Origin of the sequence: Streptomyces sp. NPDC102259 (assembly GCF_044766465.1) — a bacterium.
Classification (GTDB): domain Bacteria; phylum Actinomycetota; class Actinomycetes; order Streptomycetales; family Streptomycetaceae; genus Streptomyces.
Genome location: NZ_JBIWMA010000001.1, coordinates 922422 through 944545 on the forward strand (window position 1 = coordinate 922422; position 22124 = coordinate 944545).

At 70.6% G+C, this 22124-nt stretch carries 10 protein-coding genes; all 10 read left to right on the plus strand.

Annotated features, from left to right (window positions below; genetic code table 11):
- Nucleotides 1-106: 106 nt before the first annotated feature.
- The 10 genes from ACIRPU_RS04125 (at nucleotide 107) to ACIRPU_RS04170 (ending at nucleotide 22122) form a co-directional block, all read left to right on the plus strand.
- Complete coding sequence (locus tag ACIRPU_RS04125) at nucleotides 107-1381, plus strand: extracellular solute-binding protein (RefSeq protein WP_384123267.1); 1275 nt, start codon at nucleotides 107-109, stop codon at nucleotides 1379-1381.
- 114 nt (nucleotides 1382-1495) lie between these two features.
- Entirely contained in the window at nucleotides 1496-2500 is a 1005-nt protein-coding gene (locus ACIRPU_RS04130; RefSeq protein WP_403861342.1) for a carbohydrate ABC transporter permease, read from the plus strand.
- A 13-nt stretch (nucleotides 2501-2513) separates the two neighbouring features.
- Complete coding sequence (locus ACIRPU_RS04135) at nucleotides 2514-3419, plus strand: sugar ABC transporter permease (RefSeq protein WP_355703099.1); 906 nt, start codon at nucleotides 2514-2516, stop codon at nucleotides 3417-3419.
- Between the two features lie 226 nt (nucleotides 3420-3645).
- Nucleotides 3646-5337, plus strand: a complete 1692-nt coding sequence (locus ACIRPU_RS04140; RefSeq protein ID WP_403861345.1) for a glycoside hydrolase family 13 protein — start codon at nucleotides 3646-3648, stop codon at nucleotides 5335-5337.
- Nucleotides 5338-5465: 128 nt separating this feature from the next.
- Complete coding sequence (locus ACIRPU_RS04145; RefSeq protein ID WP_403861348.1) at nucleotides 5466-6905, plus strand: esterase/lipase family protein; 1440 nt, start codon at nucleotides 5466-5468, stop codon at nucleotides 6903-6905.
- Nucleotides 6906-6947: 42 nt separating this feature from the next.
- Entirely contained in the window at nucleotides 6948-11207 is a 4260-nt protein-coding gene (locus ACIRPU_RS04150) for a hypothetical protein (protein ID WP_403861352.1), read from the plus strand.
- A 45-nt stretch (nucleotides 11208-11252) separates the two neighbouring features.
- Nucleotides 11253-14942, plus strand: a complete 3690-nt coding sequence (locus ACIRPU_RS04155) for an AAA domain-containing protein (RefSeq protein ID WP_403861355.1) — start codon at nucleotides 11253-11255, stop codon at nucleotides 14940-14942.
- Nucleotides 14942-18157 carry a hypothetical protein gene (locus ACIRPU_RS04160; RefSeq protein WP_403861358.1) on the plus strand — a complete coding sequence of 1072 codons (3216 nt, stop codon included), beginning with the start codon at nucleotides 14942-14944 and terminating at the stop codon, nucleotides 18155-18157. Before ACIRPU_RS04155 ends, ACIRPU_RS04160 begins: the two co-directional genes overlap by 1 nt.
- Nucleotides 18154-20532, plus strand: a complete 2379-nt coding sequence (locus tag ACIRPU_RS04165) for an ATP-binding protein (RefSeq protein ID WP_403861361.1) — start codon at nucleotides 18154-18156, stop codon at nucleotides 20530-20532. The genes ACIRPU_RS04160 and ACIRPU_RS04165 overlap by 4 nt, the downstream gene beginning before the upstream one ends.
- 213 nt (nucleotides 20533-20745) lie before the next feature.
- Nucleotides 20746-22122 (plus strand): alpha-amylase family protein, encoded by a 1377-nt coding sequence (locus ACIRPU_RS04170; RefSeq protein ID WP_403861364.1) that lies wholly within the window; start codon nucleotides 20746-20748, stop codon nucleotides 22120-22122.
- Nucleotides 22123-22124 lie beyond the last annotated feature (2 nt).

Here is a 22124-nt window from a genome sequence, read left to right on the forward strand (position 1 = left end):
ACGTTCACGTCGCCCGACGGCAGCAACGGCGCGGTCGGAGTCGGCAGGACAGCGGACGGGACCGCTTCCTGTAGCTAAACGGGCTCTCACCCTCAAGGAGAAACTCATGCGGCGTGGCATAGCGGCCACCGCGCTGGTGGCGTCCTTCGCCCTCGCGGCGACGGCCTGCGGCGGAGACGACAGCGGCAGCGACAACTCGTCCGGGCCGGTCACCATCACCTGGTGGGACACCTCCAACGCCACCAATGAGGCGCCGACGTACCAGGCCCTGGTCAAGCAGTTCGAGGCCGCCAACAAGGACGTCAAGGTCAAGTACGTCAACGTGCCCTTCGACCAGGCGCAGAACAAGTTCGACACGGCCGCCGGCGCCTCCGGCGCCCCGGACGTGCTGCGCTCCGAGGTCGGCTGGACCCCCGCCTTCGCCAAGAAGGGCTTCTTCCTGCCGCTGGACGGCACCGAGGCGCTCAAGGACCAGGCCAAGTTCAAGTCGAACCTGATCGAGCAGGCCAAGTACGAGGGCAAGACGTACGGCGTGCCGATCGTCACCGACACGCTCGCGCTGGTCTACAACAAGGCCCTCTTCACGAAGGCCGGCATCGCCGAGGCCCCCAAGACCTGGGACGACCTGAAGACCGCCGCCGCCACCGTCAAGGCCAAGACCGGCGTCGACGGCTACTGGGGCTCCACCCAGGCCTACTACGCCCAGTCCTTCCTCTACGGCGAGGGCACCGACACCGTCGACGCCGACGCCAAGAAGATCACCGTCAACTCGGCGGAGGCGAAGAAGGCGTACGGCACCTGGCTGGGCCTCTTCGACGGCAAGGGCCTGCACAAGGCCGACACCACCGCCGACGCGTACGCCCACATCCAGGACGCGTTCGTCAACGGCAAGGTCGCCGCGATCGTCCAGGGGCCCTGGGAGATCACGAACTTCTACAAGGGCAGCGCCTTCAAGGACAAGGCCAACCTCGGCATCGCGACCGTCCCGGCCGGCTCCGCCGGTACGGCCGGCGCTCCGACCGGCGGCCACAACCTCTCGGTCTACGCCGGCTCGGACAAGGCCCACCAGGCCGCCGCGCTGAAGTTCGTCAACTTCATGACCTCCGCGACGAGCCAGGCGACCATCGCCCAGAAGAACTCGACGCTGCCGACGCGCGACGACGCCTACACCGCCGCCGTCAAGGCCGACCCGGGCATCGCCGGCTACCAGACGGTCCTGTCCGCCGCCCAGCCGCGCCCGGCGCTGCCGGAGTACAGCTCCCTCTGGGGTCCGCTCGACACCGAACTGCCCAAGATCGCGGGTGGCAAGGAGACCCTCGACAAGGGCCTGAGCGCCGCTGAACTCGCCATCGCCAAGCTGGTGCCGGACTTCAGCAAGTGAGCCCGCGTGGCCGCCGGATCTCCCGCTCGGCGGGGCGGGAGATCCGGCGGCCACCGGCCTGTGAGCCGTACCCCCCTCGACGATCCAGCGTGAAGATCCAGAAGGTGTCGAACCATGACAGTCGCCATCGACCGCGCGACCGGCAAGCGCCGCGGTGAACGTGAGCCGAAGCCCGGGCCGGCCGGGCGCCTGAGGCGCGCGTACCAGAAGCACTGGTACGCGTACGTCATGATCGCCCCGGTGGCGGTCGTCCTCGGCGTGCTCGTGCTGTACCCGCTGGTGTACGGCCTGTACCTGACGCTGACCGACGCCAACAGCCTGAACACCGCGCGCACGATCGGCGTCAACCACATCGACGCCACCTACAAGTTCATCGGCCTCGACAACTACGCCGACATCCTCTGGGGCCCGACGGCGTACGACCGCTTCTGGTCGCACTTCATCTGGACGATCGCGTGGACGGCGGCCTGCGTCGCCCTGCACTACGGCATCGGACTGGGCCTCGCGCTCCTGCTCAACCAGAAGCTGCGCGGGCGGACCCTGTACCGGCTGATCCTGGTGCTGCCGTGGGCGGTGCCCACCTTCGTCACCGTCTTCGGCTGGCGGTTCATGCTCGCCGACGGCGGCGTCATCAACTCCGCGCTCGACGCCCTGCACCTGCCCTCGCCCCTGTGGCTCGAGGACACCTTCTGGCAGCGGTTCGCCGCGATCATGGTCAACACCTGGTGCGGTGTGCCGTTCATGATGATCTCGCTGCTCGGCGGCCTCCAGGCCATCGACGCCTCTCTCTACGAGGCCGCCGAGATGGACGGCGCCAGTGCCTGGCAGCGCTTCCGGTTCGTCACCCTGCCGGGGCTGCGGTCCGTCAGCTCCACCGTCGTCCTGCTGGGCATCATCTGGACCTTCAACCAGTTCGCCGTGATCTTCCTGCTGTTCGGCAACACCGCCCCCGACGCGCAGATCCTCGTCACCTGGGCGTACTACCTCGGCTTCGGACAGCAGCCACGTGACTTCGCCCAGTCCGCCGCCTACGGCATCCTGCTGCTGGCCATCCTGATCGTCTTCACCTCGTTCTACCGCCGCTGGCTGAACCGCAACGAGCAGCAGCTCGCGATCTGAGGCAGGAGTTCCCATGAGTAGCACCACCGCCGAGACCTCCGCCCCCGTGAGCGAGCAGCGCTCCAAGACCCCGCGCCGGCCCCGGCGCCGCGGCGAGAACAGCCTCGCCGGCTCCCTCGCCTCCCACGGCGTCCTGATCGTCGCGAGCGTCATCGCGCTCTTCCCGATCGGGTGGCTGGTCTATCTGTCCCTCGGCCCGGACACGGACGACTATCTGCACCCGGGCGGCATCTGGGACAAGATGACGTTCGACAACTACACGTTCGTCCTGCAGCACACCCAGTTCTTCGACTGGTTGAAGAGCTCGCTCATCGTCACGCTGGGCACCACGGCCATCGGCGTGCTCATCGCCGCCACCACCGGCTACGCCGTCTCCCGGATGCGCTTCCCCGGCTACAAGAAGTTCATGTGGGTGCTGCTGGTCACCCAGATGTTCCCCGTCGCCGTGCTGATGGTGCCGATGTACCAGATCCTCTCGGACCTGCAGCTCATCGACAACTACTTCGGCCTGATCCTCGTCTACTGCACGACGGTCATCCCGTACAGCGCCTGGCTGCTCAAGGGGTACTTCGACACCATCCCCTTCGAGATCGACGAGGCGGGACGCGTGGACGGGCTCACCCCGTTCGGCACCTTCTTCCGGCTGATCCTGCCGCTCGCCAAGCCCGGTCTCGCGGTGGCCGCCTTCTACAACTTCCTCACCGCCTTCAGCGAGGTCGCCTTCGCCTCGACGTTCATGCTGAGCGACGACAAGTACACCCTTGCCGTCGGTCTCCAGTCCTTCGTCAGCGAGCACGACGCCCAGCGCAACCTCATGGCCGCCACCGCGGTGCTGATCGCGATACCCGCCGCCGTGTTCTTCTACCTCGTGCAGAAGAACCTGGTGACCGGCCTCACGGCGGGCGGCACCAAGGGGTGACGCTCCGCCGGGAGGACCGCGCTGGGCCGTCGGCCGTCCGCGGCGCCAACGTGGCCGGTCGCGCCCCTGCGGGGGGCGGCCGAACCGCGGTGACTTCGCCGGACCCGCTCAGCCCCCGCAGACCCGAGGCGGTCGCGGTCACCATCCGACCCCGCTGTGATCGCGGCCGCCTCGTCACCCGTCGCCTACCCCTGACCAAATGACTCCGTTACGTATCAAGGAAGCCATGAGCCAGCAGCCCTCCGCAGCCCCGGCCCCCACCCCCACCTCGGCTGTCGCCACCGTCGCCAAGCGCCGTGACTGGTGGCGGGACGCGGTGATCTACCAGGTGTACCCGCGCAGCTTCGCCGACAGCAACGGCGACGGCATGGGCGACCTGGAAGGCGTACGCTCCCGTCTCCCGTACCTGCGCGACCTCGGCGTGGACGCCGTGTGGCTCAGCCCCTTCTACGCCTCCCCGCAGGCGGACGCCGGTTACGACGTCGCCGACTACCGCGCGGTCGACCCCATGTTCGGCAACCTCCTGGACGCCGACGCGCTCATCCGGGACGCCCGTGAACTGGGCCTGAGGATCATCGTCGACCTGGTCCCCAACCACTCCTCCGACCAGCACGAGTGGTTCAAGCGGGCGCTCAGGGAAGGCCCCGGCTCCTCCCTCCGGGACCGCTACCACTTCCGGCCCGGCAAGGGCGCGGACGGCGAACTCCCGCCCAACGACTGGGAGTCGATCTTCGGCGGCCCCGCCTGGACCCGGGTCACGGAGCCGGACGGCACCCCCGGCGAGTGGTACCTGCACCTCTTCGCCCCCGAGCAGCCCGACTTCAACTGGGAACACCCGGCGGTGGGGGACGAGTTCCGCTCCGTCCTGCGCTTCTGGCTGGACATGGGCGTCGACGGCTTCCGTATCGACGTGGCCCACGGCCTGGTCAAGGCGCCGGGCCTGCCGGACCTCGGCGCCCACGACCAACTCAAGCTGCTGGGCAACGATGTCATGCCGTTCTTCGACCAGGACGGCGTGCACGAGATCTACCGCCAGTGGCGGCTCATCCTCGACGAGTACTCGGGCGAGCGCATCTTCGTCGCCGAGGCCTGGACCCCGACCGTCGAGCGCACCGCGAACTACGTCCGCCCCGACGAACTCCACCAGGCCTTCAACTTCCAGTACCTGGCCACCGAGTGGGAAGCGGAGCAGCTGCGCGAGGTCGTCGACCGCACCCTGGAGGCGATGCGCCCGGTCGGCGCCCCCGCCACCTGGGTGCTGTCCAACCATGACGTGACACGGCACGCCACCCGCTTCGCCAACCCGCCCGGCCTCGGCACCCAGATCCGTACGGCGGGCGACCGCGAGGTCGGTCTGCGGCGGGCGCGGGCGGCCACGCTGCTGCTGCTGGCGCTGCCCGGCTCGGCGTACGTCTACCAGGGCGAGGAGCTCGGCCTGCCGGACGTCGTCGACCTGCCCGACGAGGTGCGTCAGGACCCGGCGTACTTCCGCGGCGCCGGCCAGGACGGCTTCCGTGACGGCTGCCGCGTCCCGATCCCGTGGACGCGCGGGGGCTCGTCGTACGGCTTCGGCGAGGGCGGCAGCTGGCTGCCCCAGCCGTCCGGCTGGGGCGAGTTGAGCGTGGAGGCGCAACAGGGGGTGCCCGGTTCGACGCTGGAGCTGTACCGCTCCGCGCTCGGCATCCGCCGCGCGCGGCCCGACCTGGGCGCGGGCGACTCGGTGGAGTGGCTGAAGGCCCCGGCGGGCGTACTGGCCTTCCGGCGCGGGGAGTTCGTGTGCGTGGCGAACACGACGGGGGAGTCGGTGACGACCCCGGCCCACGGACGGGTGCTGCTCGCGAGCGGTGAGGTGACCGAGACGAACGACGGCGAGGCCAAGCTCCCGGCGGACACGACGGTGTGGTTCACGACCGCCTGACGACGGTCGCAAGGCCCGCCGCTCGATGGCCGAGCGGCGGGCCTTCGTACGGGGGCGGTCCTTGCGCCGGGGTACGAGACCTGAGCAAGTCCGCATCTCGTTGTACGTTCGTCCAGTAACTTCGTGTCATGAGTTCAGCGATCGCCTGGGGCAGGCCCCCGGTGCGGCCGGGACGCACGCACGACGCCGTTCTGGTCGTACCGGGCATCATGGGCACGGAGTTGTACGAAGCGGAGACGGGGCGCCTGCTCTGGGGCATGTCCAAAGCGGCTGAGTACGTGGCCCGCTGGGACCTCGAGAAGGGCATGGACGCGCTCGCGCTCACCGAGGAGGAGCGGGCGGGTCGCCTGGGCCGCGTGGTGCCCGGCCGACTGCTTCGGACTCCGGCCTGGATGCCGCTGACCGACGGATTCGAGCCGTACACGCCGCTCGTCAAGAGCCTGCGCACGGCGGTCGTCCACCCCGACGCCGTCGCCGAGTTCGGCTACGACTGGCGTCTTCCCGTCGCGCACAACGCGAAGTTGCTGGCCGAGAAGGTGGACCGGCACCTCACCGCCTGGCAGGCGCACCCGGACTGTGTCCGTGCGCGTGCCGGAGCCCCCGACCAACGGCCCGCGCGCATCGTCCTCGTCGCGCACTCCATGGGCGGTCTGCTGACCGCGGCGCTGTCGCTGATCCCCGGTGCCCTGGACGACGTCCGCGCCGTCCTCACGATCGGCACGCCGTTCCACGGCGCCGTCAAGGCGACGGAGATGCTCAACACCGGGCGCGGCATGCTGGGGTTGCCCGCGAAGAACCTGTCCCGGCTGGCGCGTACCCTGCCCGGCCTGCACGACCTGCTCCCCAGCTACCGCTGTCTCGTCTCGGGGGACGACGTGGTCGCCCTGACGCCGGGCGACGTGGAGAGCATCGGAGGGGACCGTGAACTGGCCCGGGATTCCTTCGCGTTGCACGCGAGCCTTGAGCGGGCCGTGCTGCCCGGCCACCGGATCGTGGAGGGCACCGCACAGAGCACCACACAGTCGCTCCGTATCCGCGACGGGATGGTCGAGGCCCTTCACCTCGGCTTCGACCGGCACGACGACGACGAACTCCTCCGTGACGAGATCGGACGGCTCGTCGAGATCGACCACGGTGGCGACGGAACGGTGTACCGCTACTCGACCACGCACGGGGAGGTGGACACCTACCCCGTGGCCCAGCAGCACGCCGCCCTCGCCGTCACCACGTCGGTCCTGGACTTCGCGCACGGGCTGCTCGTCGAGGGACGGCGCGGTGCCCGGCTCGGCGGCACCGACGTGGGACTCGACACCCCTGACCGGGTTCCGTTGGGCACCGCGTTCGACGTGGTGGTGCGCACCGAGCAGGATCCGGCGTGGGTCAGCTGTGTGGTGGAGGACGCCGAGACCGTCGGCCCGCAAGAGCCGGTGCGCCGACCGCTGCTGACCCCGCTACCGGGCTCGGAGGGCCTGCTCGGCGACCGGGTGCTGCTCGACGAGGCCGGTCTGTACCGGGTGAAGGTGGGCGGCGGCAGTGACCCGGTCACCCGGCTGGTCATGGTGGGCTGACGGGCGGGGCGAAGAGATCGGACGAACACGGGGGCCGGCCGCATGGACGAACAGGACGAGGGCTTCTCCATCGTCACCCTGCCGATGGACCAGTACGTGGACGCTCGCCGCTTCGGTGAGGTGGGCGAGGTCGTGGCGGAGGCGGACGCCGTGGCCGAGCTGCTCGGCAGGTGGGGCGGGGAGCACCAGGCCTGGGAGGGCGAGGACCGTGGTCTCGCCGCCACCCAGGTCCGCCTGCGGCAGTGGTCCAGGGCGAGTCCTCCGCGCAATTCCATGCTTCTGTGGTTCGGCCACGGCGAGTCCAACCAGGACGACGCGCTGCTCGCCGTGCGCGGCGACGGCGCCGACGGCGAGGACGACCACATCACGCCCGAGGAGCTGGGCCGGTACCTCGTGAGCCAGTTCCGAGGCCGGGCGCGGGAGGAGGGCTGCTGGGCGGTGGTGGTCGTCGAAGCCTGCGGTGCCGCCCGGTTCGTCGACCTCCTGCTCTCGTACGTGCTGCGGCGTCGGGCCGCCGTCCGCCTCCTGCTGGTCGGGTCGGGCGCCGACCAGGGCAGGGGCTACGTCGCCTCGATCCGCCAAGTGCTCACCACGGTGCTGGCCGAGTTCTCCGACAACTACAGCCACATCCGGCTCAGAGACCTGGCGCAGCGCATCCAGGACCTGCTGTCACCCGGCCAGGTGTTGTGCCTTCTCAAGGGGGACGAACACGTGGTCCGCCGGGGCCGGGCGGCCGGCCCCGTCATCATGACCCTGGAGGACTACGCCAGACCGCGGCGGGAGCTGCCGTCGCCCCGGCCGCCGGAGGTGACTGTCGGCCGGGCCGTCTCCACCCCGCCCACCACGCCCACCCCGCCCACTCCGCTGGAGACCGGATCCCCCGGCGGTGAGCTTTCGTGGTTCTTCGTGGGCCGGGCCCAGGCGCGTGACCGGATCGCCGACTGGCTGGCGTCCGCCGACCACGGGGTGCTGGCGGTGACCGGGCCGCCCGGTTGCGGCAAGTCCGCGCTTCTGGGGCACATCCTCTTGCAGGCCGGCCGACCCGACGTACCGCCTCCGGCCGGCCGCGCACCGCGACACGAGCCCTGGCCCGACGACGTTCCGCGGCCTCGGGCCGATGCCTTCCTCAACCTGACCGGTGCTTCGGTCCGGCAGATCGTCCGGCAACTGGCCCAGGTGTTCGCCGTTCCGGTCCCGCCGGACACCGCCCATGACGACGAGCGAATCCGTGCCTTCCTGGACGACGTCGGCACGCCACACGAGCCCCGGACCCTGTTCGCCGACGCACTGGACGCGTCGTCCGACCCGAACCGGCTGGCCGACCTGTTACGGGCCCTGGGCGCGCTCCCCGGCGTCCGGGTCGTGGTCGGCACCAGACCCTCGTCCGCGGACACCCTCGACGTACCGAGGGCCGTGACCGAGGACCTGCTCAACGCCTTGGGATGCGCGACCGACGAGGAGAGCACGCTCCGCCTGACCCCGGATCCGCAGGACCTCTCGATCTACGTGCGTGAGGCCCTGCTGTCCGAACGAGTGGCGTTCCAGCACCTCGACCTCGACCTGGAGGCGGCCGTGCAGCGCGTCGGCGCCCTGGTCTGCGCCCCGCGTCCGGGGACCGAGCACGACTTCCTCTACGCGTCGCTGGCCGTGCACGAGATCATCGCCGATCCCTCGCTGCTGCTCGACAGCAGACGGGAGGACCTGGCCGGTCTGCTCGGCAAGGACCACCGGCGGCTGTTCGCCGCCGTCGTCGCACGGCTGCGGGTCACGCTGCCGGGAAGTATCGCGGTCCTGCGCGCGCTGGCCTTCGCCCGGGGCCACGGGCTGCCCCGAGCCGAACGGATCTGGGCCACGGTCGCGTCGGCCCTCAACGACACGGTCGTGGACGCCGGACTCCTGGAGGTCGTGGCACAGGCCGCGGCACCGTACGTGATGATGGACGCCGAGGACGGCCAGGCCGTCTACCGGCTGGCGCACCGTAGCTTTCGCGACTTCCTCCTCGAGAGCGCCGGAGCGCCCGAGGCGCCCTCGACGCGGCCGACGGGCGACCGGCTGCGCGTCGTCACCGCACTGACCGGCCTGGCCGCGGCGAAGGACGGGGGGATGACAGCCCTTCCACGGCCGCATCCCTATCTCGTGAGTCACCTGGCCGATCACGCCGCCGAGGCGGGCGCCGAGGGATGGCGGGCGTTGGCCGCTCACACGGGGGTGCTGGACCACCTCGACCCGGCGGCGCTGACCAGCGCCGTGCTGCGGTCCGGCGCGGAACTCGCCGCGCTTCCCTCCGCCATCACCGGGGCACTGGCCACCGCGCATCTGGGCGTCACCTCGGGACCGGAGGATCGCAAGGGGCTGCGCGAGCTCGGGACGTGGCGCACCACCGGCGCCGCGCCGGCCGCGCCCCCGGCCGGCCATCAGGGGCCGGCGGCGGCCTGGACGGTCCGGTGGGCCGCCCTCACGCCCCAGGCTCCGCACGTGACCCTCGCCGACCTCCAGGTTCCGATGCGGGCGCTGCGGGTGCTGCCCCGCAGGGACGACGGCCGCCAGTTGCTCGTAGGCGCCGGGGACGCCGGTGTGGTGCGCGCCTGGGACCTGAGCACCGGTCTGGAGACGGCACCCGCGTTGCGCGGCGGTCCGCAGGACGGTTCGCAGTGGGTGCTCGCCCCGCTGCGCGGCACGGACGGCACGGACTGGCTCGCCGCGGCCGGGGACGACCGCACCCTGCGACTGTGGGACGTGGCGACCGGACGCCCGGCGGCCAGGGCGTACTCGCTGGAGGGGGATGCCGTACGGGCCATGGCGCCGTTCGCGGGGAAACTGGCGGTCGGTGATCTCCAGGGCCGGGTGCGGCTCTTCGACCCCGCCGAGGGCCGCGAGTCCCCCCTTGTCCTGACCGGCCACCACGGGCCGGTACACGGCATGAGTGTCTACGCGCGGACTGAGGCGGACGGCGAGTCCGAACGGCTCGTCACCGTCGACGGCAAGGGGTGGGTACTGGTGTGGCGGCCGGGGCGCCGCCGGCCGGTCGCCAGCTGGCAGGGCCACGCGTCCGGTGTGTACGCGGTGGCCGCGTACTCCGATGGGGAGAACGGGGTGGTGTTGGCGACGGCGGGTCAGGACGGCACCGTACGGCTGTGGGATCCGTGTGCGGAGGCGGAGTTGGGCCGGTTGACCGGGCACGACGGGCCGGTGTACGCGGTGGCCGCGTACTCCGACGCGCAGAGCGGGGTGGTGTTGGCGACGGCGGGTCAGGACGGCACCGTACGGCTGTGGGATCCGTGTGCGAAGGCGGAGTTGGGTCGGTTGACCGGGCACGACGGGCCGGTGTACGCGGTGGCCGCGTACTCCGACGAGGAGAGCGGGGTGGTGTTGGCGACGGCGGGTCAGGACGGCACCGTACGGCTGTGGGACCCGCTGGGACGATGTGCGGACGGATACGCGGTCGGCCTGTCGTCCGCGGTGCGCGCTCTCACGGAGACCGGCGGCACCCTGTGTGTGGCGTATGCCGACGGCGGCGTCGCCGGTTTCGGAGCGACCGAAGACGCCCGCCACGCCGGACCGAAGCCGGACAGCCCCGTCGTGGCCATGGCGTCGCTCGCCCTCGCGGACGGCGCACATCTGCTGGCGACGGCACATGTCGACGGGAGCGTCGGCATCCGGGGCGCCACCGGCCGCTGGACGCAGCTCGATGTGGCCCTCACAGCCGGGTCGCGGGTGCAGTTCATGGCCGGGCTCCGACTCACCGGCGGACAGCCCGCCTTCGCCGCGCTCACCGCCGCCGGCGACCTGTGCGCCTGGGACGCGCGCACCGGAACCCCGCTATGGTGCGTCGGCACCGGGCTGACCGGGCCGTTCACCACGATGACGGCGATTCCCCGCGGTGACACGACGGCCCTGGCCGTCGTGGGCGACGGCGGCCATCGCGTCTGGTGGTCCGGCGCCCCCGAGGGGCCGTGGACCCAGATGCTCACGAACGAGCCGGGGCGGGTGGCCGCGCTGGCGGCCGTCGGGGGCTCCGGGACCGGACAGGGGACGCTGGTCTCCGTGAGCCCGGACGGCGTCTTCCAGGTCTGGGACACCACCGGCACCAGGCTCCTGCACACCGTGCGGCTGGGGCTGCGCTGCCACGCCCTGGCCGCCCTGGACACGACCGGAGTGGCGGTGGGCACCCAGGAGGGAGTCCTCGCCCTCGACCTCGACCCGCACACGTGGACCGGCACCGGGCCACCGGACGCGGACCTGGCGGACGAGGCCCGGGTGCCGTTTGCCGAATGGGCTGACAGACCGTCGGGTGTCGCCTGAGAATGCTGATCCGACGACGAACGGGGGCGGGACGTGGTGAATGAGGTGGAAGAGTGCAAAGCACTCATAGACCGGCTTTTCTGTAGTGACAACGCCCAGTTCGAGGGCTACACCCTCGAAGGGGAACCGGAGGTCGTGGTTCCGGAGCGCCTGGTCCGCGCGACCCTGAACCGCCGTACGGACGCCGACGATCGGCACGACACGTACGAGCTCACGGTCTTCCGCCACATCACGGGCCTCGCGGGCGAGTTGTGGGAGCACACCGCCCGCAACCTGCTGCGGGTGGGTGCGCTCAACCATCCCGCGCTGCCGCAGATCGCCATGGGCAAGTTCGTCCCGAGCGAGGACATCGCCTTCACCCTCACCCGCGAGCGCGGCAGACCGATCGACATCGACCGCACCGTCGCCTGGGCCGAGCGCAACCCCGTCAGGGCCTTCGAGCACTTCAGCATCCTGCTCGACGCCCTCAAGGAGTTGCACGCGGCGGGCATCATCCACCGCAACCTCACCGCGGGCTCGCTCACCACCCATGTCATCGACGTGGAGAAGGATCCGGACGAGGTCGCCATAATCCTCTCCCGGTTCGAGATGAGCACGTTGATCGGCAACGTCATCCGGACCGTGGGCGCGGGCAGCGGGCCCGACAACGCCGACGAGGTCCGCCAGTTCTACACGGCACCCGTCGGCATCGAGCCCGAGCGTCATCTCGCCTTCCTGGCACCCGAGTTGCATTCGTACCTGTTCGACGAGCACACCAGCGTGCGACGGGACTGGGTGAGTACGGACATCTTCGGGCTGGCGGCCACCGTGTGGGAGTGGTTCTGCGGACCCGTACCCGACGTCCTGCCCGAGCAGTACGCCCAGGTGAAGCAGGCCCTGCCGACGGATCGCAAGACCGCCTTGGGCCGGCTCCAGCGCGCGATGGTCTCCCACCTGCCCTCGGCCGATCTGCCCGCGGAACTGGCCCAGGCCCTACGCCGCATGCTGGAGCCCCACCCGAAGAGCCGGTGGACCGCCTACGAGGCGGCCAAGCACCTGGAGACCCACTGGCAGGACATCCGCGGCCACTGGGCGGCACCGGACCAGAAGACCCCCCGACTGGTGGCCTTCCTGCCGGACTGGAGCGTGCAGATGCTCCACGAGGACCGCAAGTGGATCCAGCACTCCCCGGCCACCCAGGCCGGACAGGAGGAACTGCGGTTCTTCCTGGAGCAGGAACTCGCCGAGGCCGAGCTGGTCCACTCCCCGCGTGGCGCCCTGGGCTACGCCACCGGGCCGGACGACACCCTCAAGGAAGCCGAGTGGGTGCTGATCGGGCAGCGTGCCGTCTGGTTCTGTGCCGTCCTCTTCGACCCCGTCCCCATGTCGACGGAGCGCAAGCACTTCGAAGAGGTCCTCCTCATCAAGTACCTGCGGGACAAGGACATCACCCTGGAACTGGTGACGAACCAGCGGAGACGCAAGATCGAGGGCGGCCTCAAGGTCATCCCCTTCCGGCCCGGACAGGACCTCTCCGGAGCCGTCCGCGGACACCGCCCATGGACCGACCTCCAGGAGGGGGTGCGCGCGGGCGCCAAGATCGACACGCTCAACGAGATGTACCTGCGCTCCCTGCAGTTCCTTCTCGGCTACCAGCACGTCGTGCTCAAGTCACGCTCCTATCCCTTCCGGACGGTAGGACAGCGCCAGGGCACGGTCACCATCGAGTTCGACGAGGCGGCCGACGCCGAACGCCGGCATGCCTCCCCCATGCTGTCGGCCTACGCCCTCGACGAGCGGCGTCGGCCCCGGTTCGGGGATTTCTTCACCTCCCTGCACAGTGAGCGGGAGGGCAAGGCCACGGTGCTGAACGTCGTGCGCCGCGGCTCCAGCCGCGAACCGTACTTCGGCGGTACGGGCGTCACGGCCGTCTTCCGGGAGCAGGTCGACGCCGAAACCATCCGCGTCACCGTGCAGGGCGGCGGATCCATCCCGCAGACGGGCTGGATCCGGCACACCGACGACGCCGGCACCGGCCCCCAACTCGACCGGCAGGAACGCGCCCTGAAACAGTTGCGGGTCCAGCCGCTGCTGATCGAGTCCCTGCGGGCCCCCTTCTCGTTCGACCTGGGGCGTGGCCGCTGGATCGACAGCCACCCGTTCCCGGGCGAAGTGAAGTTCGACGGCGCCTCCCGCAAACTCATCGAGCGGTTGCTGGGCACGCACCCCTTCTTCGCCCTCCAGGGACCGCCCGGCTCCGGAAAGTCGACGCTGACGGCCGCCGCCGTACGGCGCAACCTGGCCGTGGAGCAGGGCGCGCGGATCCTCGTCACCTCGCAGTCCAACCACACCCTCGACGGCCTGGCCCGCAAGCTGATCCAGCAGCAGGGGCCGCGCACGCTCATCCTGCGCGAGACCGCGGCGGGCAAGGAGGACGAGGTCCGTGACCCCCTGGTGCGGGCGCACACGCTCACCCACCTGACCAGAACCGTCCGCGACGCATCCACCCGGCTGCTGAAGGCCCGGCTCGACCGGAAGGAGTACGAACAGCCGCCCTACGCCGACAGGCCCTACACCGAGGAGCTCCTCAAGCTCGCCGAGGAATGGGGCATCGACCTCAAACACCTGCTCCCGCTGAAGGAGGACGAGGCGCGCCGCGAGCTGGCCACGCAGTGGCTGGAGCACATCACCTCCGACCAGATCGAACTCGGCGACCGGATCCGCAGCGGGGCCAGCGTCATCCTCGCCACCTGCTCCATCGCCGCGATCGTCAACGACGGCCGCTGGGACCCCAAGGACCTGTTCGACTGGGTGATCGTCGAGGAGGCCGCCAAGGCCTGGTCCACCGAGATCATCGTCCCGCTGGTCCTCGGCGTGCGCTGGACCCTCATCGGCGACCACTTCCAGCTCGGCCCGCACCGCGAGGAGGAGCTGGAGTCCTTCCTGACCTCCCTGCGCACCCACCCCGACCCGCTGGTCGCCATGGAGTACGAGCAGAAGGACGGGCATCTCGGCGCCCTGCGGCTGTTCAAGCAGGTCTTCGTGGGCAAGACCGCGAAGGACTACCAACAGGCCGACTCCGCGGTGGGGCGCATCGAGAACCAGTTCCGCATGGACAAGACCATCGCCGAGCCGGTCAGCCGTGCCTTCTACCCACGGGTACCGGCCGTCGAGGAGATCGGGCTGCCCGTCAGCTTCCTCAACACCGAGAAACACAAGCCGCACGGGCTGACCGCGCCCAGGTTCCTCCTCGGCCGCCCGCTCGTGTGGGTCGACACCAGCGGCTGCGAGGGATTCGGCGACGAACCGCGCTGGCGCAACCCGGGCGAGGTGGAGCTGGTGGACCGGCTGGCCCAGTTGCTGGAGCCGTTCTCCGCCCCGCCCGACCAACTCGACGCCGACGGCAGTCTCGCGATCCTGACCCCGTACAAGGCACAGCTGGAACTGCTCGGAGGCCGGGACGCGTTGCGCGGCCGCGAGTACACCGTGCACGCCTTCCAGGGCAGGGAGGCCGATCGCGTGATCGTCTCGCTGGTGCGCAGCACGGCCGTGCCGGGCGGCAGCATCGAACGCAACATGGGCCACGTCGGCCGCCGCGAGCTGATCAACGTCATGATGTCCCGGGCCCAACGCCTGCTGATCGTGGTGGGCAACCTCCAGCACTTCACCACGTACGGCGGTGAGCACTGGGCGACCGTCGCCAAGGTACTGCGCCACTACGGCACCGTGGTCTCCGCCGACGAGGTGGGGTCGTGATGAACGAAGTCATCCAACTGGCGCTCCCCTGCCGGGTGCTGACGCTGAAGATGGAGGTCGGCCCCGAGGACGGTGCGACCCGACTCGAGACGCTCGTCACCAAGGCCATCGGCACCGGACTGACCAAGGTGCAGGACCTGGCCGACCTGTTCGTCCTGCCGTACCGCGTAGTGCTCGACGTGGTGGCGTCGCTGTGGGGACGAGGGCTGGTCTCCATCGACCTGCACAGCGGCGACCTCGAACTGAGCGACGGTGGCCGCGACGGCCTCGGGGCCGAGGCCGGCACCTCGGCGGCCGTGGAGAGCGGGATGTCGGAGACCCGGCAATATCTCTACGAGCCCATCACCGGCAGCTTCTTCGTCGAGCGGGAGGGCAGCGCCAAGGCGCCGGCCGGTGCCCTGCGCGCCCCTGTCGACCACCGGCTGAAGGCGGCGGACCTGCCGCCGCGCGATCTGCTCGCCGCGGTCCGCGCGGCCACCCGGTTCGGCGGCGGCCCCGGCTACCGGCGCCGCATCCTCAACGTCGGCTTCGGCAACCCGCTCCTCGCGCCGCCCGACGACATCCGCTGGTACACCGTCGGCGTCCAGGTCCGGTCCGACGAGGACAGTGGCCGGCTGACCGTGGCTGTCGCCGATCCCGGCAAGCGGTTCTGGAACGCTCGTGCGGAGGCCCGCTTCCAGGAGTACTTCGCCCGACTCGGCGACGAACAGCCCGACAGCGGTCTGGTGCGGGCACTGCGCGGGAAGGCGAGTCGGGGCCTGCTCGAACCCGAGGGCGTCCCGCAGCTCCTGGCCCGTCTCGCGGCCCAGGCCGAGAAACTGTCACGGGTCGAGGCCAAGAACACCGCGCAGGCACAAAAGGGCATGGAAGACGTCGGCCGGCAGATCCAGCAGCGGCTGCGGGGGCTGCTCCAGGCGCGGGCCCAGCTGGAGCCGATCGAGAACGCCCAGGGGCACGAGTGGGTGCTGAAGGACCTGCTGTCCCAGGCGCGCAAGCAGGTCGTCATCGTCTCCCCGTCGATTCGCTACTCCACCCTCAGCGGGCTACTGCCTGCCCTGCACGCGATGCTCAAACGGGGGGTCCGGCTGGTCGTCTCCTGGGGCCGGACGATCAACGACTCGCTCGATCCCGCGGTGCGTACCGCCCTGAGCGAGCTGGCCGCCAAGTACCCCAAGCGGGTCATGCTCTCCTCGTCCAGCGTGCGCACCGCGGCCTGCCTGGTGATCCAGGACAACGTAAGGGTCTACGTCGGCGCGTACGGTCCCCTCGACCTCGTCGGCGGTGTCGGCGGCCGGATGACGGGACTGCTGATCGAACCGTCGAAGTACGGTCCCGGCGCGCCCGAATGCGTCGTGGACCTGCTGTTGTGGGTCCGCCGGGCTGCGTTCGCCGCCCCCGAGCGGCTGGGCGTCCTGGCCCGCCATGACGACTTCCCCGCGGTCGACGACGTCGAACCCGACATCTTCCAGATCGCCGAGACCCCGCTGCCGCCGGGGCCCGCCGACGACACTCCGGAGATGCTGCAGATCTGGGCCGCGAGCTGGCGCGAGCACCGGATCGCGCTCGCCCGGGTCGTACGGCAGGCCACGGACGAGGCGCCCAGCGTGGAGGTGGTGGAGGACCGCGTCCACGAGGAGTTCCTCTGGCAGACGCTGCACGGCGCGGTCGGCCGACTGGTTCTCGCCGACGATCGCATCAGCCCCCGGGCGGCCACCGAACGTGTCGCCGCCGCCCTGCGGGAGCGCGCCGAGCACGGCGTCGCGGTTCACCTGGTGCAGCCCACCCCGGCCCGTGACTCCGACGCCGTCAAGGCATTCACCAAGCTGATCGACGGGACGCAGGGCGTCATCGTGCACCGACGGCGCTCCGGCGTGCGACTGGTCGCCTGCGACGACACCGTCCAACTGGGCAGTTTCGCTCCGTTGGGGCGGACATCGACTCGCGCCGAGGGCATCGGAACCGCCAGCCAGCTGGGGGTACGGGTGCACGGCGCCCGGTTCGTCACCGACTTGCTCTGCCGTCTCGGTGTCGAGCAGGAGCCGCATGTGCCCGGGCCGGACGCGCCAACCGATCCGCCGGTCACGGACGGCGCCACCGTCGCGTACGGAGCCTTGGTGACGGCACGCCAGGCACACGGCGAGGGTCGGCACGGCGAGGTGCTGCGGACGATTCTGCGTGATCTCGACGACCCCTGGCGGGTCCTGGAGGTCTGGGAACAGCGCAACGTCTCCGCCACCGATCTCCGCCGGGGCGCCGCCACGCTGCTGCGCTTCGGCGACCGAGTGCCGTCGGAGCATCGCGAGCGCTGGTGCCGCTGGCTGGTCGGGGACGCCTGGAGACGGCACGCGTTCTTCGAGGCGGCGCTGGTCGGGCGCTTGCTGCCGAACGGCGATTCGGCCCTGACGACGGCGGTGTGCACGGTGGCCCTGCCGCTCGAATGCGGCCCGGTGGGGAGCACTTTGGAGACCTGCGCCCTGGAAGTCGAGGACGAGCGGGACCAAGCGGTCGCGGCCGTCGGGGGGTTCGCCGAACTGCTCCTGTGGGGTGGCCCCTCAGGGCGGCAACTGATCGACCTGCACCGGGGGATCCTGTCGCCGCATTGGGGTGAACTGGCCGACGCCACATACGATTTGCCGCTCCCTGACGGGCGAGGTCTGCCGCTCGACACGTTCGCCGCTCAGCTGGCCACGGTCATGAGCGCCGCCGATGTGGAGGAGGGCTGGGCGCGGCTGACCCGGACGATCGACGAGATCCGGCGGCGCCGCCAGCGCTTCAACTTCGACGCGGGACAGGCATGGCATGACGGGATGTTCGCGCCGGACGGCATCCTCACCCGCATCGACGCGGCGACCGGAAACCCCGATCTGCGCCACGATCTGGGGCCCGGCCTTCCGGCGAACGTCCGGCGTCATGTGGACAAGCTGGTCGCACAGGCCGGCGAGGAACCCATTCAGTGGCGCAAGCAGATGTCACATCTGCACCGCATCGAGGAACTGGTCCGGGAGGCCCGCTTGCTGTCCGCCGCCGCCGTGAGCCGAGCCCACTCCGACGAGAGGGTCCCTGATGCCACGAGGGGCTACGCCCTGCTGACGGCCCACCTCTGGGACGGCCTGTTCAGTGAGGCGGACGTCCTCCCGCCGCCGTACCGGTATCCGGCACTGGCGCTGTTGCAGCGACTGGAGCCGGTGGCCCAGTGGGCGAGGGTGCGCACATGACCGCCGACCCCCTGCACGACCTGCTGGCCCGCTGGCCGGGCCGTTTCCGGTTCGGTCGGCTGGCCGTGGCGCTGCGCGACCCCGAGGGGCTGGACGACGCGTTCCTGACCGACGCCGTACTGCGCGGCATCGCCGAGGACGACGACGAACAGTCGGTCTTCGACAGCCTCCTGCGCGAGGGGCGGCTGGAAGCCGCCGAGTACCTTCTGGAGAACGGCCCGCTCAGCGAACCCGCCCACAACAGGCACCGGATCACGGCGCGCCAACATGAGCTTCAGGAAGAGCTCAGATCCCGCTTCGCCGTCCTGAAGCAGCTGGCGGAGGCGGCCGACCTGCCCCTCCCGCCCGAGTTGGACCAGGCGGAGCTGGAACGGCGATGCGCCGTGTCCTGGCCTGAGACCGAGGAGCTGCTGGACACCGCCAGGATGACGATCGAGACCGGGCTGGACGCCGGCCGGGAGCGCCTCAGCACCAGGCTGGCGGAGAAGGAGGCCCAGGGGGCGACCGATCCCGCGTGGGCGCAGTCGAGCCGTGCGCTGATCAAGGAAGGGCTGCTGCGGGCCGCGGCTCGCCAGATCGACGACGGGACGTGGAGCCCCGGCCCGGAACGCGTACCCGCCCTGCCCGCCTGGAATCTGGAGGTCTCCCCGGAGCGGCTCCTGGAGTGGCACCTCGACCCCGTTCAGCAGCAGCGGCAGGTGCGTTACCGCGACTGGGCGCCGGCCGACGACTCGGCCAGACATCTGCTCGAGGCGTACTACTCCCTCTCCGACGGCGGTTTCGTCGCCGCGCAGGGCTTCACGACGGCGCTCAACGCCTTCCTGTTTCCCGACGACACGGAGGAGACGAGACCCGACGAGGTCCAGGGCGGATATCTCGCGACCGTGTCACGGGTCTTCGCCGACCCGGAGACCGCCCGTTTCCGGCCGCGGGACAATCTGGATCTGTTCATCGGCGGGCCCGACACCCGCGAGCCGGAAGGCATGGGCAAGGTGCCTCCGTTCGCCGCGGTCGGCCCGTGTCTGGAGCCCCGGGCGGATCGCGGCCGGTGCTCGGTGCTCGACCTGCGATCCCTGCTGCAACTGGCCACCCTGCGTACGGGGCGGTCCACCGCGCTGCTGCGGGTGCTGGGACCGCAGTGGCCGCTGGCGATGTTCGCCGGTGCCACGGCGGACGAACTGGCGGAGCTCCTGGGGCCGGACGAGGGCGCGTGGTGGATGACGCTGCGCTGGATTCTCGACCTGACCGGCCTTGGCGGCATCACCGTCGCCGACGCCCTCGCCTCCGCGACCGGCTGGGATCCGGCGCTGCTCACGCTGTTCCTCCAGGCGTTGGCCGAGCGGCAGGCCCTGCCCGCGGGCGGCCCGGGATGGCTGCCGCGGTGGAGTCAGCACCGACAGTTCACGGCGGCCGTCGAGGACACGGTACTCAGGCCGCTGGGACCGTCCGTCGGTGCCCGGATCGCGTTCTGGGCCGCGCTCTCGGCGGCGCCGGCCGGCGAGGACGTCACGGCGGACGAGCTGATGCGGGAGACCCAGTACGCGGCCGATCTGGTCCCCGACGCCGCCGCACTCGGTGCGGCCATGGTGGGCCTCGGCCGGCTTCGGTTGGCCGAGGAAGCCTCCGCGGATCGCGTCCGGCTCCGGCAGTGCGGGGTGCTCATCGCCCTGCGGGACCGGGCGGGGCAGCGACTGGAGGAGGCCCTGCGGGACTGGGCGGAGCGCGCGGAGCAGGACGCGCCCGAGGAGGAGAGCCAGGCCGTACGCGAGTGGGAGGCCCGTCGGTACGGGCTCAGCCCGGGATACGAGGAGTACCTGGCCGCCTTGGCCGACTCCGTCCCGGCCGCCGACCTCGACGACAGGCTTGCCCGGTTGGCGCGACACACCGCTGAGGTCGCGGTGGACCCGCAGCAGGTCGCCGGAGCCACTGACCTGGTACCCCTGCTCCGTGAGATGCGGGGTCTGTGGCAGCAGGCCCTTCGAGGCCGGCAGATGGATCTCAGCGCGCCACCCAAGGCTGTCGCGAGGATCAGTGGCCGGGCCGCCCAGGTCGTCCTGCACGAGTTGCTGGCGAACGCGGGTGAGGCGCTTGCCGACTCGGACGGCGGGCGCGTCTCGGTCGAGGTCGAACAGTCCGGCGAGGACTGGCTCGTGGAAGTCCGCGACAGCGGCCCCGGAATCTCGTATCCCGAAGGACGTGAGGATCTCGTGTTTCGCGCGGCCCGTTCCACCAGGGGGGAGGGCCGAGGAGACGGCCTGCACCGAGCCCGACGCATTGCCGAGGCGGCGGATGGCGCCCTCGTGCTGGCCGCACGCTCCCATGGGCACCCCATCCTGAAGGGCGCACACTTCCGACTGATTCTTCAGGTGGGTTGAACGCGCCGCCGGGAGCGAAGCGTGGTTGCCGCCCGAGGGTGATCTCGGGGGAGGGGCGCGTGGTTCACGACCGCCCGAAGCACCCCTGAAAGTTCTTGCATCAACTTCACACGGCCCGCTGCCTTTTCAGGCAGCGGGCCTTTAACATCTCCGTCACCGCAAGTTTGCTGAAATATTTCAGCAAGAGCCTTCAACGGAGAAGGACTTCCCCACATGGCAAGCAGCAGACCCCTTTCGGGCGCCCTCGCCCTGGCCGCCGCGGCTGTCGTCATGGCCCCCACCGCCGTGTCCGCCGCCCCGCCCGGCACCAAGGACGTCACCGCCGTCCTCTTCGAGTGGAACTTCGCCTCGGTCGCCAGGGAGTGCACCAACACCCTCGGCCCGGCCGGATACGGCTACGTGCAGGTCTCCCCGCCCGCCGAGCACATACAGGGCGCGCAGTGGTGGACGTCGTACCAGCCCGTCAGCTACAAGATCGCGGGCCGGCTCGGCGACCGGGCGGCGTTCCAGAGCATGGTGAACACCTGCCACGCGGCCGGTGTGAAGGTCGTCGTCGACGCGGTCGTCAACCACATGGCCGCGGGCAGCGGCACCGGCACCGGCGGCTCGTCGTACACGAAGTACAACTACCCGGGCCTGTACTCCTCGTACGACTTCGACGACTGCACCTCCCAGATCAGCAACTACGCCGACCGCTGGAACGTCCAGCACTGCGAGCTGGTCGGCCTCGCCGACCTGGACACCGGCGAGGAGTACGTCCGCAAGACCGTCGCCGGGTACATGAACGACCTGCTCACCCTCGGGGTCGACGGCTTCCGCATCGACGCGGCCAAGCACATCGACACCGCCGACCTCGCCAACATCAAGTCGCGGCTGACGAACCCGGGCGTGTACTGGAAGCAGGAGGTCATCTACGGCAGCGGAGAGGCCGTCCAACCGACCGAGTACACCGGCAACGGCGACGTCCAGGAGTTCTGGTACGCCTACGACCTCAAGCGGGTCTTCAACAACGAGAACCTCGCCTACCTGAAGAACTACGGCGAGGGCTGGGGGTATCTGAGCAGTTCCGTCGCGGGTGTGTTCGTCGACAACCACGACACCGAGCGCAACGGATCGACCCTCACCTACAAGGACGGCGCGAACTACACGCTGGCCAACGTCTTCATGCTCGCGTATCCGTACGGCGCCCCGGACGTCGACTCCGGATACGAGTGGTCGGACGCGGACGCCGGGCCGCCCGACGGCGGTGCGGTGAGCGCCTGTTGGCAGGGCGGCTGGAAATGCCAGCACGCCTGGCCGGAGATCCTCCGCATGGTGGCCTTCCGCAACGCCACGCGGGGCGCGGCGATGAGCGACTGGTGGGACAACGGGGGCGACGCGATCGCCTTCGGGCGGGGAAGCAAGGGGTACGTCGCGATCAACCATGAGAGCGGTTCCCTCAGCCGGACGTACCAGACGTCCCTCGCCGCCGGCACGTACTGCAACGTGCAGAGCAACACGACCGTGACCGTGAACGGATCGGGCCAGTTCACGGCGACCCTCGGCGCGAACACGGCGCTGGCGGTCTACGCGGGCAAGTCGAGCTGCTGAGC